Raw genomic sequence first — 15100 nt, 5'->3', positions numbered from 1 at the left:
GTTAGGCGCTGATGCCTGATTCGACGCTTTGCGTCTTATCAGGCATGCAAAGCTGTACCCTGTGGTTTAACCAATCGTCATCAGACTCGCATTCCCACCCGCAGCCGCAGTGTTCACACTCAGCGAACGTTCATGATACAGACGTTCCAGCAGCAGATTCGTTTCGCCGCGCGCGAAGCCCTGCACTGAAACAATCGCGCCGTCGCGGGCCGCAACCTGTTCACACAGTTTACGCAGCTGATCGGAATCACCGTGGTAAATCACCGCATCGAAGAACTGGCTCATGAGGACATCCGCTTTGGCGAAGCGAATACGCTCGCTCACCTCTTTCGGCAGCTTTTTCGCCAGTTCGCGCTGGAGCGGAGCGTCCGGCCACAGCACTTCGCTACCGACAGCCATGACGGCCGCCAGTTGGGTCAGCGCATCCTGTTCGTCATCGGCGACGCAGAGCACGCGTTCGCGCGGCATCAGCGTCCAGGTGTTGCGTTCACCGGTCGGGCCCGGCAGTACGCGCTGGGTTCCGGCCTGCGCCAGTTCGCCATACTGCTGGCACAGCGCGCTCAGCGAGGCATTACCGTTGCCCCAGTTCTTCAGTGTGGTAAGCGGTTTTTCCAGCAGCGCTTTCAGCTGTGCGTCTACCGGGTATTCCGCGTCCTGACGTGCAAGCGTTGTGCCCAACGCCGTTTCCGGGCGACTGGTCAGCAGGCGATAGAGATAGAGCGGGCCGCCCGCTTTCGGGCCGGTGCCGGATAATCCTTCACCGCCGAATGGCTGCACGCCCACCACTGCGCCAACCATGTTGCGGTTGACGTACAGGTTGCCGACTTTCGCGCTGCCCGTAACCTGAGCGATGGTTTCGTCGATACGCGTATGCACGCCCAGCGTCAAACCGTAGCCAGAGGCGTTAATTTGCTCAATCAGTTTGTCCAGATTATTGCGGTTGTAGCGCACTACGTGCAGAACCGGGCCGAACACTTCTTTCTTCAGTTCATCGAAGCTTTCCAGCTCGATAAGCGTCGGGGCAACAAAGGTACCGGACTGCCATTCGCGCGCGTCGTCGCTGTTTTCGCGCGCCGCCTGGAACACGGTGCGGCCTTTGGCGCGCATCGCCTGAATGTGGCGTTCGATATTAGTTTTGGCTTCGTCATCAATCACCGGACCGATGTCGGTGGTCAGACGGCCTGGGTTGCCCATCCGGCATTCAGCCATCGCACCGCGCAGCATAGTGAGGGTATGATCGGCAATATCGTCCTGCAGGCAGAGTACGCGCAGGGCGGAACAGCGCTGGCCTGCGCTATCAAAGGCAGAGGCCACGACATCCACCACAACCTGCTCGGTGAGCGCGGAAGAGTCGACGATCATCGCGTTCATCCCGCCCGTTTCGGCGATAAGCGGCGTCGGGCGACCTTGTGCATCAAGACGTGATGCAATGTTGCGTTGCAGCAGGGTAGCGACTTCCGTCGAGCCTGTGAACATCACGCCGCGTACGCGGTTGTCGGAGGTGAGCTGCGCGCCCACGGTTTCGCCTCGGCCCGGCAGCAGTTGCACCACGCCTGGCGGTACGCCTGCTTCCAGCAGAATGGCAATCCCCTGTGCGGCAATCAGCGGCGTTTGCTCGGCGGGTTTCGCCAGCACGCTGTTACCTGCGGCGAGGGCGGCGGCAATTTGCCCGGTAAAGATCGCCAGCGGGAAGTTCCACGGGCTGATACACACCACCGGGCCCAGCGGGCGGTGAGTTTCGTTGTCAAAATCATGACGTACCTGACCGGCGTAGTAGTGCAGGAAATCGACCGCTTCACGCACTTCGGCAATTGCGTTGCTGAAGGTTTTCCCGGCTTCGCGCACCAGAATGCCCATCAACTGCTGCATCTGGCCTTCCATCAGCACGGCGGCGCGTTCCAGAATGGCGGCACGTTCCTGCGGCGGCGTGGCAAACCAGATTGGCGCATTGTTCACCGCGCTGGTCAGCGCCTGTTCAACTTCGTTTTCGCTGGCTTCACGTACATAGCCAACGATATCTTTCGGCTCTGCCGGGTTAGGCAGCGGCGTCATTTCGCCTTCAGCAACCGGATGCTCCAGCATCGGCAGGGCACGCCATTTTTGCAGCGCGCTGTTGAGCAGCGAGGAAGAGAGCGAGGCCAGACGATGTTCGTTAGCGAGATCGAGACCTGCAGAGTTGGCGCGGTCTTTCCCGTACAGATCGCGCGGCAGGGCGATTTTCGGATGCGGCAGACCAGCAGCCCCTTCCTGAATGGCCATTTTTTCAACGGCTTCAACTGGATCGGCCACCAGTTCATCAAGCGGCAGGGTGGTATCCGCGATACGGTTTACGAAGGAGGTGTTGGCGCCGTTTTCCAGCAGACGGCGCACCAGATACGCCAGCAGCGTTTCATGGGTGCCGACCGGGGCGTAAATACGGCACGGACGGTTTAACTTACCCTCGGCGACTTTACCCACTACTTGCTCATACAGCGGTTCACCCATGCCGTGCAGGCACTGGAACTCATACTGACCCGGATAGTAGTTCTGCCCGGCCAGTTGATAAATGGCTGCCAGGGTGTGGGCGTTATGGGTGGCGAACTGCGGATAAATCAGGTTCGGCACGCCAAGCAGTTTCTTCGCGCAGGCGAGGTAAGAGACGTCGGTGTACACCTTGCGCGTATAGACCGGATACCCTTCCAGACCGTCCATTTGCGCGCGTTTGATTTCGCTGTCCCAGTACGCGCCTTTCACCAGACGAATCATCAGGCGGCGACGGCTGCGGGTCGCGAGGTCAATCAGATAATCAATGACGAACGGACAGCGTTTCTGGTACGCCTGAATAACAAAGCCAATGCCGTTCCAGCCCGCCAGTTCCGGCTCGAAGCACAGTTTTTCCAGCAGGTCGAGGGAGATCTCCAGACGGTCCGCTTCTTCGGCATCGATGTTAATGCCGATATCGTACTGGCGCGCCAGCAGCGTCAGCGATTTCAGACGCGGATAGAGTTCGTCCATCACGCGGTCGTACTGCGCACGGCTGTAGCGCGGATGCAGGGCAGAAAGCTTAATCGAGATGCCGGGGCCTTCATAAATGCCGCGCCCGTTAGAGGCTTTACCAATGGCATGAATCGCCTGTTGATACGAGACCATATAGGCCTGTGCATCGGCGGCGGTCAGGGCCGCTTCACCCAGCATATCGTAAGAGTAGCGGAAACCTTTCTCTTCCAGTTTACGCGCATTGGCCAGCGCTTCGGCGATGGTTTCCCCGGTGACAAACTGTTCACCCATCAGGCGCATCGCCATATCCACGCCTTTGCGGATCAGCGGTTCACCGCTTTTGCCGATAATGCGGTTGAGCGAGCGAGAGAGGCTGGCTTCATTGTGCGTAGAGACCAGTTTGCCGGTAAACAGCAGGCCCCAGGTCGCGGCGTTAACGAACAGCGACGGGCTACGGCCAATGTGCGACTGCCAGTTGCCGTTGCTGATTTTGTCGCGGATCAGCGCATCACGCGTCGCTTTATCCGGAATACGCAGCAGCGCTTCGGCCAGGCACATCAGTGCCACACCTTCCTGCGAGGAGAGTGAGAACTCCTGCAACAGGCTCTGCACCATGCCTGCACGTCCGCTGGCGGTTTTCTGGTTACGCAGTTTCTCTGCCAGTTTCCAGGCTAGTTGATGAGCCTGAGCGGCGATGTTCTCCGGTAAGCGTGCCTGCTCCAGCAGCATGGGCACCGCGTCGGTTTCGCTACGGCGGTATGCGGCAGTGATGGCAGCACGGCTCACGGACTGCGGCAGGATCTGCTCGGCGAATTCGAGGAAAGGCTGATGTGGCTCTTCCTGGGCGGTGACGATTTCATCGCTCTCATTGGCCGCCCCGGCGAGCAGTGCCGGTAATTCCGGCAGGACTTCATCGTTTTCCAGCTTTTCCAGGTAATTAAAGATTGCCTGCTTAATTAACCAGTGTGGGGTGCGATCAATTCGCGTGGCCGCACTTTTAATTCGCTCGCGCGTGGCTTCATCCAGCTTAACACCCATGGTGGTGGTGCCCATGCCATCTACTCCTGTTGTTTTGTCGTCATATTTTAGGCGTAGCAAGAATATCTACTATGTTGCAACTTTGTGCAACCGTGTTAAATGTGACATCAATTGCAACCTGAGAAATGAATTTATTGTTAAAAGAAAAACTGATGGTATGGAATGTAACCGATGTATCTGAAAGCTTGATTTTGAGGGCTAGTTAACAGTTCTAAATGGTGCAACCCTAAAAAGCGTGAGGGAGTGCAACCTATAGGAAAATGGTATTACGACAGGGATGCATTCGATGTGAATGCAGTGTTAAATCATTTGTGAAAAATCTTCGCTTCCGTCAGGATACGGTCGCCTGAATAACACAACAGGCCTTTACCTCGTTCCGGTAAGGGAATAACGACAAGTCGGATGTTGTCGACGAATAAATCTGGAGAGTTTAATGAATATAAGCACACCGATGCTGGTGACTTTTTTTGTCTATATCTTTGGCATGATATTAATTGGGTTTTTCGCCTGGCGATCGACGAAAAACTTTGATGATTATATCCTCGGGGGACGAAGTCTTGGGCCATTTGTGACGGCGCTTTCTGCGGGCGCGTCGGATATGAGCGGTTGGCTGCTGATGGGCCTGCCGGGGGCAATTTTTATCGCCGGTATCTCGGAAAGCTGGATTGCTATCGGCCTGACAGTGGGCGCGTGGATCAACTGGAAGCTGGTTGCCGGTCGTCTGCGTGTACACACCGAAGCCAACAACAATGCGCTGACGCTGCCGGATTACTTCACCGGGCGCTTCGAAGATAAGAGCCGCGTGCTGCGTATTATCTCTGCGCTGGTAATTCTGCTGTTCTTCACCATCTATTGTGCATCCGGCATTGTGGCCGGGGCGCGTCTGTTCGAAAGCACCTTTGGCATGAGTTATGAAACGGCGCTGTGGGCCGGTGCCGCCGCGACCATCATTTATACCTTTATCGGCGGCTTCCTTGCGGTGAGCTGGACCGACACCGTGCAGGCCAGCCTGATGATTTTCGCGCTGATCCTGACGCCGGTGATGGTTATCCTCGCCGTGGGCGGCCTGGATGATTCGATGGAAGTTATCAAGCAAAAGAGCATTGAGAATATCGATATGCTCAAAGGGCTGAACTTCGTCGCCATCATTTCTCTGATGGGCTGGGGGCTGGGTTACTTCGGTCAGCCGCACATCCTGGCACGCTTTATGGCGGCCGATTCCCACCACAGCATCGTGCATGCGCGTCGTATCAGTATGACCTGGATGATCCTGTGCCTGGCGGGTGCGGTTGCGGTCGGTTTCTTCGGCATCGCTTACTTCCAGAATAACCCGGCGGTTGCGGGCCCGGTAAGTCAGAACGCCGAACGCGTGTTTATTGAACTGGCGCAAATCCTGTTTAACCCGTGGATTGCCGGTATTCTGCTTTCGGCGATTCTTGCGGCGGTGATGTCGACCCTGAGCTGCCAGCTGCTGGTGTGCTCCAGCGCGATTACGGAAGACCTGTATAAAGCGTTTCTGCGTAAAAACGCCAGCCAGAAAGAGCTGGTGTGGGTAGGGCGTGTCATGGTGCTGGTGGTCGCACTGGTGGCGATTGCGATGGCGGCAAACCCGGAAAACCGAGTACTTGGTCTGGTGAGCTACGCCTGGGCAGGCTTTGGTGCGGCGTTTGGCCCGGTAGTGCTATTCTCGGTCATGTGGTCACGCATGACGCGTAATGGCGCGCTGGCGGGGATGATTATCGGTGCGGTCACCGTGATCGTCTGGAAACACTTCGAGCTGCTGGGCCTGTACGAAATCATTCCGGGCTTTATTTTCGGTAGCCTGGGGATTGTTATCTTCAGCCTGCTGGACAAAGCGCCGTCAGAGGCCATGCGTAAACGCTTTGAAGAAGCGGACGCACATTACCATTCCGCGCCGCCGTCGCGTTTACAGGCGGAGTAAACTTTACCGTTGATTGCCGGATGGCGACTAACGCCTTATCCGGCCTACAAATTCTCCTGTAGGCCGGATAAACGAAGTGCCATCCGGCGTTTCTTACACACAAACGTCTTTTTCTCCTCTCTTTGTCTCTTTTACATTTGCTTATCATTTCCGACATATTTCACTTGAATTTCGTCTTTGCGTAATGATAATCGCTATCACTCACATTTACTTTTCTTTGCATGTGTTGACTGCGATTCACATTTAAGGACGTTCGCATGTTTGTGCCTTTTCTGATTATGCTGCGCGAAGGATTAGAAGCCGCGCTGATTGTTAGCCTTATCGCCAGCTATTTAAAACGCACACAGCGTGGCGGCCTGATTGGCGTGATGTGGATTGGCGTATTCCTGGCTGCGGCGCTTTGCCTCGGGCTGGGCATCTTCATCAACGAAACCACCGGCGAATTCCCGCAAAAAGAACAGGAGCTGTTTGAAGGTATCGTGGCGGTCATCGCCGTGGTCATCCTGACCTGGATGGTGTTCTGGATGCGCAAAGTCTCACGCAACGTAAAACAGCAACTGGAGCAGGCGGTGGATAACGCGCTGGCGCGGGGCAATCATCACGGCTGGGCGCTGGTGATGATGGTCTTTTTCGCCGTGGCGCGTGAAGGGCTGGAGTCAGTGTTCTTTCTGCTGGCGGCGTTCCAGCAGGATCTCGGTATCTGGCCACCGCTGGGCGCGGTGCTGGGGCTGGCGACCGCCGTCGTGCTGGGCTTCTTGCTCTACTGGGGCGGCATTCGTCTGAACCTTGGCGCGTTCTTCAAATGGACCAGCCTGTTTATTTTGCTGGTCGCCGCAGGGCTTGCCGCCGGAGCGATTCGCGCCTTCCACGAAGCCGGGCTGTGGAACCACTTCCAGGATGTCGCGTTTGATTTCAGCGGCACGCTCACCACCCACTCACTGTTTGGCACGTTGATGGAAGGCATTTTTGGCTACCAGGAAGCACCAAGCGTCAGTGAAGTGGCGGTCTGGTTACTCTATTTACTGCCTGCGCTGGCACTCTTTTTCTGGCCTGCGCGTGCGCCAAACGCAGCATCACGTATCGCCCCGTAAGGCAAATGGCTTTTACTCATTGAAAGGGATGGACCATGAACACTATTTTTCGCCGTAGCGTGCTCGCCGCGCTGTGCTCTTTCGCATTCTCTGCGCAGGCTGCTGACATACCGAAGGTCAATGTCACGGTAAACGACAAACAGTGTGAGCCGATGACGCTCACCGTCAATGCCGGTAAAACACAGTTTATCATTCAGAACCATAGCCAGAAGGCGCTGGAGTGGGAGATCCTCAAGGGCGTGATGGTGGTGGAAGAGCGTGAAAATATCGCGCCGGGTTTTACGCAAAAGATGACCGCCAACCTGCAACCGGGTGAATATGAGATGACCTGCGGTCTGCTGACCAACCCGAAAGGCAAGCTGATTGTTAAAGGTGAAGCCACCAAGGATGCGGCGAAAGCAGATGCGGTTTTGAGCCTGGGCGAGGCGATTACCGCCTATAAAACCTATGTGACTGCGCAGACGGCAGAACTGGTAAAAGCCACTAAAGCCTTTACCGATGCGGTGAAAGCGGGGGATATCGAAAAAGCGAAATCCCTGTATGCACCTACGCGTCAGTACTACGAGCGTATTGAGCCTATCGCGGAGCTGTTCTCTGACCTCGACGGCAGTATTGACGCCCGTGAAGATGATTATGAGCAGAAAGCCGCTGACCCGAAATTCACCGGCTTCCACCGTCTTGAGAAGGCACTCTTTGGAGATAACAGCACCAAAGGAATGGAGAAATATGCCGATCAGCTCTACAGCGATGTGGTTGACCTGCAAAAACGCATCGAAGAATTGGCCTTCCCGCCGTCAAAAGTGGTCGGCGGTGCAGCCGGGCTGATTGAAGAAGTGGCGGCCAGCAAAATCAGTGGAGAGGAAGATCGCTACAGCCATACCGACCTGTGGGATTTCCAGGCCAACATCGATGGCGCGCAGAAGATAGTCGACCTGCTGCGTCCGCAACTGCAAAAAGAGAACAGTGCGCTGCTGGCGAAGGTGGATGCCAACTTTAAGAAAGTCGATGCGATCCTCGCCAAATATCGTACCAAAGACGGTTTTGAGACCTACGACAAACTGACCGATGCGGATCGCAACGCGTTGAAGGGGCCAATCACCACTCTGGCGGAAGATTTAGCGCAGCTGCGCGGGATCCTGGGTCTGGATTAAGCATCATGGCAGAGCAACATAAAACCGGCGTGGAAGTACCTTCACGCCGTCGCTGGCTGAAGGGCGTAGGCGCGCTGGCGCTGGCGGCGGGTTGCCCGGTGGCGCACGGTGCGAAAGCCGCTGCGCCAGCGCTGACCGGGCGCGATGAGAAACAGCCTTTTTACGGGGTGCATCAGGCGGGTGTGCTGACACCGCAGCAGGCATCGATGATGCTGGTGGCGTTTGATGTGCTGGCGTCCGATCGCGCTGACCTGCAACGGTTGATGCGTCTGCTGACCACGCGAATAGCCTTCCTTACCAGGGGAGGCCCGGCGCCGGAGACGCCAAATCCACGTTTGCCGCCGATGGATTCCGGGATTCTTGGGGCGTGGATCGCCCCGGATAACCTGACCATGACGGTATCGGTCGGGCAGTCGCTGTTTGATGAGCGTTTCGGGCTGACAGCGCATGCACCGAAAAAGCTGCAAAAAATGACGCGCTTTCCGAATGATTCATTAGATGCGGCGTTATGCCATGGTGATCTGCTGCTGCAAATTTGCGCCAACACGCAGGACACGGTGATCCACGCTTTGCGTGACATCATCAAGCACACGCCGGATCTGCTGAGCGTGCGCTGGAAGCGGGAAGGGTTTATCTCTGACCACGCCGCGCGCAGTAAAGGTAAAGAGACGCCGGTGAATCTGCTGGGGTTCAAAGATGGCACGGCGAACCCGGACAGCGGCGATAACGTGCTGATGGACAACGTGGTGTGGGTGACGAAAGATCAACAGGAACCCGCGTGGGCGGTGGGCGGCTCGTATCAGGCGGTGCGCATTATTCAGTTCCACGTCGAGTTCTGGGACCGTACGCCGCTCAAAGAACAGCAGACCATTTTTGGCCGTGACAAGCACAGCGGGGCGCCGCTCGGTATGCAGCATGAGCATGATGTACCCGATTATAGTCGCGACCCGGACGGTGAGGTGATTGCGCTGGACAGCCATATCAGATTGGCCAACCCGCGTACCGCTGAAACACAATCCAGCCTGATGATGCGCCGGGGGTACAGTTATTCCCTTGGCGTGACCCATTCGGGGCAGCTGGATATGGGGCTGTTATTTGTCTGCTATCAGCACGATCTGGAAAAAGGATTTCTTACGGTACAGAAACGGCTGAATGGGGAAGCGCTTGAGGAGTACGTTAAACCCATCGGCGGCGGTTACTTCTTCGTGCTGCCGGGTGTGCCGTCATCGGCATCCTATCTTGGGCAAACGCTGCTTGAAGCCTGAATCATGCCAAACTTGCCTGATGGCGCTGCGCTTATCAGGCCTACAAAATGCCTGCAAAAATTTGTAGGCCGGGCAAGGCGTTTACGCCGCATCCGGCATTAACAAGTGCACGTTGTCAATAATCTGAAAAACACCTACCTCTTTGGGTGGGTGTTTTTATCCACTCTTTTTTCTTATTTCTATCCCATTGATATAATTCTGTAATATAAATGTAAGAGACTGTCTGTGAACAGATGGGGTCTAATTTGTTACTTTTAGGTAAAATTTAAATTGCATTCTTAATTATTTTTGATGTATTTAATAAGTAGTAGCGGTAGTTCCCGGTTGTGATGCAGTTCACTATGGAGATCGCGAATGGTAGCGTCCTTTATCGGACAAGGTAAAAACAGTCACCGCACCACTGTGCGCGGAGGTTCAGCTTCCGGCAGCGATTTCGTCACCTCAAAAATCTCTCACTCTGAAAACAACACTCTCTTACCCGATGTGGAACGCGATGCGCGTAGTCGTGCTTTCACGTCAGTTCGACAGGCAAGCAATGGCTTACAAGGAAGCCAAACCTCAGACGTTCGTGCGCATAATCGTGCTGCCAACGGCACGTGTGATGTAAACCTACAACTCAAGGTGCTATCCATGGGAAGACAAAAAGCAGTGACTAAAGCTCGTCGTGAAGCGAAACGTGTGCTGAGACGGGATTCACGTAGTCATAAACAGCGTGAAGAAGAATCGGTCACCTCGCTTGTGCAGATGAGTGGCGTGGAATCTATCGGTATGGCGCGGGATAGCCGCGATAACTCGCCGATTAAGGCCCGCAATGACGCTCAGGCGCATTATTTGAATGCGATTGAAAGCAAACAGCTGATCTTCGCTACCGGTGAAGCAGGCTGCGGTAAAACCTGGATAAGTGCAGCAAAAGCGGCTGAAGCCCTCATTCATAAGGATGTGGAGAGGATAATCGTTACCCGCCCGGTATTGCAGGCTGATGAAGACCTCGGCTTCTTGCCTGGCGATATCTCTGAGAAGTTCGCGCCTTACTTCCGGCCCGTCTATGACGTGCTGGTGAAACGGTTAGGGGCGTCCTTTATGCAGTACTGCCTGCGACCGGAAATCGGCAAGGTGGAAATCGCGCCGTTCGCCTATATGCGCGGACGTACATTTGAAAATGCGGTGGTCATTCTCGACGAGGCCCAGAACGTCACCGCTGCGCAAATGAAGATGTTTTTGACGCGCCTCGGGGAAAACGTGACGGTTATCGTTAACGGTGATATCACCCAGTGTGACCTGCCGCGCGGCGTCTTGTCCGGGCTCAGCGACGCGCTGGAACGCTTTGAAGAAGATGAGATGGTAGGGGTAGTGCGTTTTACCAAAGAGGATTGCGTGCGTTCGGCGCTGTGCCAGCGAACGCTGAAAGCGTATTACTGATGAAGTGAGGTTTGTGGCAAAGCCCGGGTGACCGGGCTTTGGCATTTGTATGCATCTATAATTATGCAACTATAGTGTTGGATCGTGTTTACTATTTTTAGTCATGTTGCTAATAAGCCAGGATTTTTCGACACCCAGAGTAATACTGGCAATATAGCTATTGATCAAAGTTTTAGTTTGTATGTTAAATTCGTAAAATTCTTGAAATGGACAGATAATATTTGATTCCATAACCTTAATTACAGTTATATATTCAGGAACGAAGTTTAAATAGCGACCAGTCAACGTCTTGATCAGCACTTTTTTACCAATTACAGGATCTTTTTTATCGAGATTTATACCAATTTCAAGAGTGTCTTCTGCAGGGATGTGTAGAGCATACCATTGATATTTATGGTGATCTTCAATCAGTTTGTTGATTAAATCGGTAGGTGAAGAATACTTCATTAACTTAACGACTGATTTAAAATACTTTTCAATCAGGTACAGATTGATAAAACCAAAGCAGACAAATAAAACGATGTTAAGTGCCATTGCTGCAAGTATTGTAAGTATTAGCCACACGCCTCCTGGAGTAGGGAAGGAGAGAGATAGTAGGTATCCACATATTATTAAGGAGACGGTAAATGTCAGACTTTTCCATTTATACTTATCTTTGATAAATGTAATAACGAAATATAATAAAAACCCACCCCATATAAAATAAAAAAACAATAATGAATTTTCCATATGTATTTACCAAGGTTCCTTTTTGTCCTGGAAGCTTTTGCTGTGAATTAGTTTAAGTTTTTTGTGTTGAGGAAGCAAAGGATGAGTTCACAGATGATTGCGCCAGTTGTCGAACCCCGGTCCGGGCTTCTCACCCCGCCTGGCTGTGCAACAGGCGAAAAAAAAGCTCATACTTTCGTATGATCTCTTTCTCGAATATGGCGGTGAGGCGGGGATTGACTCGCTGCGCTCGCCCTGCGGGCAGCCCGTTCACTGCGTTCGCGGTCTGTCCAACTGGCTGCGCCAGTTGTCGAACCCCGGTCCGGGCTTCTCACCCCGCCTGGCTGTACAACATGCGAAAAAAAAGCTCATACTTTCGTATGAGCTCTTTCTCGAATATGGCGGTGAGGCGGGGATTCGAACCCCGGATACGTTGCCGTATACACACTTTCCAGGCGTGCTCCTTCAGCCACTCGGACACCTCACCATATTGTTTTGCTGCCGAACTGCTTGGGTGGCAACGGGGCGCTACTATAGGGAGTTGCCCTAAAACGGTCAAGCATAATTTCTTAATTATCTCTCGTTCGGTTAAGCATTGAACATATTCCCCGTCCGGATGCGAACGGGGAGGTAAATCAACGCTGTGAATCGAGCAATTCGTTGTTTTTCACGACGTCCTGCGCTTTACCATAGCTTTCAATCAATAACTGATAGGCAGGGAAGATGTGGGTATAAACGTCTGCCCACTCGGCTGCGTCCTGGCGATTCCATGTACCTTGCAATTCTGCCGCAACAGCGGCAGTGTCCATTGGTACGACACCAGCCTGAACTACCCGCGCCAGGGTAACTTCTTGTGCCATTTTACTGTAGGTGCCAGAGGCGTCGATCACCGCGAACACTTTATAACCCTCTGCGACAGCCGCAATGGCCGGGAAAGCCATGCATACACTGGTGATCGTCCCGGCGATAATTAATGTATTACGCCCCGTCGCTTTGACCGCCGCGACAAACTCCGGGTTATCCCAGGCGTTAATCTCCCCCCGACGCGCGACATACTGTGCATGCGGAGCGTTCTGGTGAATCTCCGGGATTAAAGGGCCGTTTGGCCCTTGTGGTACCGATGCTGTAGTGATAACCGGCAGTTTTGCCAGCGTTGCCATTTTTGCCAGCGCAGCCGCACGGGCGCGCAGTTCTGGCATAGGCATATCGGCTACGGTCTGGAACAGGCCGCTTTGATGATCAATTAGTAGCATCACGGCATCATTAACATCAATCACCGGGCGAGCACCGTTAAAATTAGCGGGAATAGACATGTTATTTACCTCGTGTTGTTAAATCTGGCCGAAGCGGCCTGAATTAAAATCGCGAATCGCTTCGGCGATTTGCGCCTTGTTATTCATCACAAATGGCCCGTATCCAATAATCGGTTCGTTCAGGGGTTCACCCGCCAGCAGGAGTACGCTGGAATCCGTTTGCGGCAGAAGGTTGAATGCTTCACCTTGCTGGCTGAATACCACCAACTGACCTTCGCGGGCTCGTTCTCCACCGTTTATGGCGACTTCTCCTTTCAGCACCACCAGTGCGGTGCTCCAGCCATTGGGCTGCGTAAATTCAACGTCGCGCCCTTGTTTCAACTGCATATCCCAGACATTCAGCGGCGAGAAAGTGTGCGCCGGACCGTTGACGTCCTGAAAACGGCCTGCGATGACGCGCAGGTTGCCACTTCCATCGGGTAAGGCGATGTGCGGAATATCCTCTGCACGGATGCTTTGGTAGCCTGGCGTCGCCATCTTGTCTTTTGCCGGCAGGTTGACCCATAGCTGAATCATCTTGAGTTCACCGCCGGATTGGCTAAAGGCTTGAGAATGGAACTCTTCGTGCAAAATTCCCGCGCCTGCCGTCATCCACTGGACATCACCCGGGCCAATCACGCCACCTTTACCTGTTGAATCGCGATGTTCCACTTCGCCGTCGTACACCAGCGTGACGGTTTCAAATCCACGGTGCGGATGTTCGCCGACACCGCGCTTCTCGCTTCCCGCCGGAAAAGTGAAGGGACCGGCATAGTCGAGGAGCAGGAAAGGGCTCAACTGCTCACCGTGGCTCTGGTACGAAAACAGTGAACGCACCGGGAAGCCATTGCCCACCCAATGCGGGGCGGGGGCGGTATACACGCCTGTAATCTTTTTCATCGTTATCTCCTGCATCTCTGTTTCTGATGTTATTAAGCTTACTTTCGCCGTTAATATCCCGGTAGATGGCAAAATGGCGCTACACTGTTCTGAAAATAGAACGATGAGGTGGGTATGCAGGATCTCAATGATTTCGCATGGTTTGTGCAGGTGGTGGATCACGGAGGATTTGCAGCGGCCGGTAGGGCGCTCAGTCAGCCGAAGTCGAAACTGAGTCGGCGTATTGCGCAACTGGAGGCGCGGCTTGGGGTGAGGTTAATCCATCGCACCACCCGGCACTTTACGGTGACAGACGTTGGGCAGACGTTCTATCAGCACTGCAAAGCGATGCTGGTAGAGGCGGAGGCGGCGCAGGACGCGGTGGCGACGTTACAATCAGAACCGCGCGGTACGGTGAGGATCGTATGCCCTGTTACATTACTGCATGTGCACGTGGGTCCGATGCTGGCGCGATTTATGGTGCGTTATCCGGGCGTCAATGTGCAGCTCGAGGCGACCAACAGACGTGTAGATGTGGTGGCGGAGGGGGTCGATGTCGCGATACGCGTACGTCCCCGGCCCTTTGAAGATAGCGATCTGGTGATGCGCGTGCTGGCGGATCGTGGCCATCGACTGGTGGCGAGCCCCGAGTTGGTTGCGCGTATGGGCAAGCCGCTGGCACCCGCTTCGTTGAGCAGTTGGCCTGGTTTAAGCCCTGGCGCGGGTAAACAGCATCGCTGGGAATTGAGTGGACCGGAGGGCGCGCGTGCTGAAGTCTGGTTTACACCGCGCATGATAACAAGCGACATGCTGGCGCTGCGTGAAGCCGCGATAGCGGGGGTAGGCATTGTGCAATTACCTCTATTGATGGTGAGGGAGCAGCTGGCGTCAGGGGAGCTTGTGTCAGTACTTGATGAGTGGCAACCGCGTCGCGAGGTGATCCATGCGGTGTTTGCATCCAGGCGTGGATTACTGCCTTCGGTGAGAGCATTGGTCGATTATCTGGCTGAGGAGTACCAGAAGATGGAAGAGGAATAAAAGGGGAATGGCTCGCTGCGTTCGCGGTCTGTCCAACTGGCTGCGCCAGTTGTCGAACCCCGGTCCGGGCTTCTCACCCCGCCTGGCTGTACAACATGCGAAAAAAAAAGCCCGTACTTTCGTATGAGCTCTTCTTAAAATATGGCGGTGAGGCGGGGATTGACTCGCTGCGCTCGCCCTGCGGGCAGCCCGTTCACTGCGTTCGCGGTCTGTCCAACTGGCTGCGCCAGTTGTCGAACCCCGGTCCGGGCTTCTCACCCCGCCTGGCTGTGCAACATGCGAAAAAAAAAGCCCGTACTTT

The 15100-nt window shown here is 54.5% G+C and carries 10 protein-coding genes and 1 tRNA gene; 6 read left to right on the top strand and 5 right to left on the bottom strand.

Annotation, left to right across the window (positions count from 1 at the left end; genetic code table 11):
- Positions 1-66 precede the first annotated feature (66 nt).
- Entirely contained in the window at positions 67-4029 is a 3963-nt protein-coding gene (gene putA / locus G163CM_RS08505) for a trifunctional transcriptional regulator/proline dehydrogenase/L-glutamate gamma-semialdehyde dehydrogenase (RefSeq protein WP_231827704.1), read from the bottom strand.
- 418 nt (positions 4030-4447) lie between these two features.
- Here putA and putP point away from each other — a divergent pair, with 418 nt between their 5' ends.
- The 5 genes from putP to phoH all read left to right on the top strand — a co-directional run bounded on the left by putP (position 4448) and on the right by phoH (position 10882).
- Entirely contained in the window at positions 4448-5956 is a 1509-nt protein-coding gene (gene putP, locus G163CM_RS08500) for a sodium/proline symporter PutP (protein WP_231827703.1), read from the top strand.
- Between the two features lie 257 nt (positions 5957-6213).
- Positions 6214-7047, top strand: coding sequence for an iron uptake transporter permease EfeU (efeU, locus tag G163CM_RS08495; protein ID WP_231827702.1), 834 nt, complete (start codon positions 6214-6216; stop codon positions 7045-7047).
- A 35-nt stretch (positions 7048-7082) separates the two neighbouring features.
- A complete protein-coding gene (gene efeO / locus G163CM_RS08490) occupies positions 7083-8198 on the top strand; it encodes an iron uptake system protein EfeO (protein ID WP_231827701.1) in 1116 nt (371 codons plus the stop codon).
- 5 nt (positions 8199-8203) lie between these two features.
- Entirely contained in the window at positions 8204-9463 is a 1260-nt protein-coding gene (efeB, locus tag G163CM_RS08485; protein WP_231827700.1) for an iron uptake transporter deferrochelatase/peroxidase subunit, read from the top strand.
- Positions 9464-10093: 630 nt separating this feature from the next.
- Positions 10094-10882 (top strand): phosphate starvation-inducible protein PhoH, encoded by a 789-nt coding sequence (gene phoH, locus G163CM_RS08480; protein WP_231827699.1) that lies wholly within the window; start codon positions 10094-10096, stop codon positions 10880-10882.
- Positions 10883-10951: 69 nt separating this feature from the next.
- Here phoH and G163CM_RS08475 read toward each other — a convergent pair whose 3' ends face one another.
- The 4 genes from G163CM_RS08475 to G163CM_RS08460 all read right to left on the bottom strand — a co-directional run bounded on the left by G163CM_RS08475 (position 10952) and on the right by G163CM_RS08460 (position 13782).
- A complete protein-coding gene (locus G163CM_RS08475; protein ID WP_231827698.1) occupies positions 10952-11611 on the bottom strand; it encodes a hypothetical protein in 660 nt (219 codons plus the stop codon).
- A gap of 378 nt (positions 11612-11989) precedes the next feature.
- Positions 11990-12077: transfer RNA gene (locus G163CM_RS08470), tRNA-Ser, on the bottom strand.
- Between the two features lie 148 nt (positions 12078-12225).
- Positions 12226-12903, bottom strand: a complete 678-nt coding sequence (locus G163CM_RS08465; RefSeq protein WP_231827697.1) for an isochorismatase family protein — start codon at positions 12901-12903, stop codon at positions 12226-12228.
- 18 nt (positions 12904-12921) lie between these two features.
- Positions 12922-13782: a pirin family protein gene (locus tag G163CM_RS08460; protein ID WP_231827696.1), complete on the bottom strand. Its 861-nt coding sequence runs from the start codon at positions 13780-13782 to the stop codon at positions 12922-12924.
- Between the two features lie 114 nt (positions 13783-13896).
- On the opposite strand from G163CM_RS08460, the gene G163CM_RS08455 reads away from it, so the two are divergent.
- The gene (locus G163CM_RS08455; RefSeq protein WP_015964912.1) at positions 13897-14799 is read left to right on the top strand and encodes a LysR family transcriptional regulator; all 903 of its coding nucleotides are present in this window, start codon (positions 13897-13899) and stop codon (positions 14797-14799) included.
- Positions 14800-15100: the final 301 nt, after the last annotated feature.

The sequence above is a fragment of the Pseudocitrobacter corydidari genome, assembly GCF_021172065.1.
GTDB lineage: Bacteria > Pseudomonadota > Gammaproteobacteria > Enterobacterales > Enterobacteriaceae > Pseudocitrobacter > Pseudocitrobacter corydidari.
The sequence above is the reverse complement of the archived record's forward strand: the minus strand, read 5'-3'. Positions and strand labels throughout refer to the sequence as shown.

Bases quoted from the DNA above. Each gene is read 5' to 3' on its own strand.
- putA (WP_231827704.1), bottom strand. From the start codon at position 4,029: ATGGGCACCACCACCATGGGTGTTAAGCTGGATGAAGCCACGCGCGAG.
- putP (WP_231827703.1), top strand. From the start codon at position 4,448: ATGAATATAAGCACACCGATGCTGGTGACTTTTTTTGTCTATATCTTT.
- efeU (WP_231827702.1), top strand. From the start codon at position 6,214: ATGTTTGTGCCTTTTCTGATTATGCTGCGCGAAGGATTAGAAGCCGCG.
- efeO (WP_231827701.1), top strand. From the start codon at position 7,083: ATGAACACTATTTTTCGCCGTAGCGTGCTCGCCGCGCTGTGCTCTTTC.
- efeB (WP_231827700.1), top strand. From the start codon at position 8,204: ATGGCAGAGCAACATAAAACCGGCGTGGAAGTACCTTCACGCCGTCGC.
- phoH (WP_231827699.1), top strand. From the start codon at position 10,094: ATGGGAAGACAAAAAGCAGTGACTAAAGCTCGTCGTGAAGCGAAACGT.
- G163CM_RS08475 (WP_231827698.1), bottom strand. From the start codon at position 11,611: ATGGAAAATTCATTATTGTTTTTTTATTTTATATGGGGTGGGTTTTTA.
- G163CM_RS08465 (WP_231827697.1), bottom strand. From the start codon at position 12,903: ATGTCTATTCCCGCTAATTTTAACGGTGCTCGCCCGGTGATTGATGTT.
- G163CM_RS08460 (WP_231827696.1), bottom strand. From the start codon at position 13,782: ATGAAAAAGATTACAGGCGTGTATACCGCCCCCGCCCCGCATTGGGTG.
- G163CM_RS08455 (WP_015964912.1), top strand. From the start codon at position 13,897: ATGCAGGATCTCAATGATTTCGCATGGTTTGTGCAGGTGGTGGATCAC.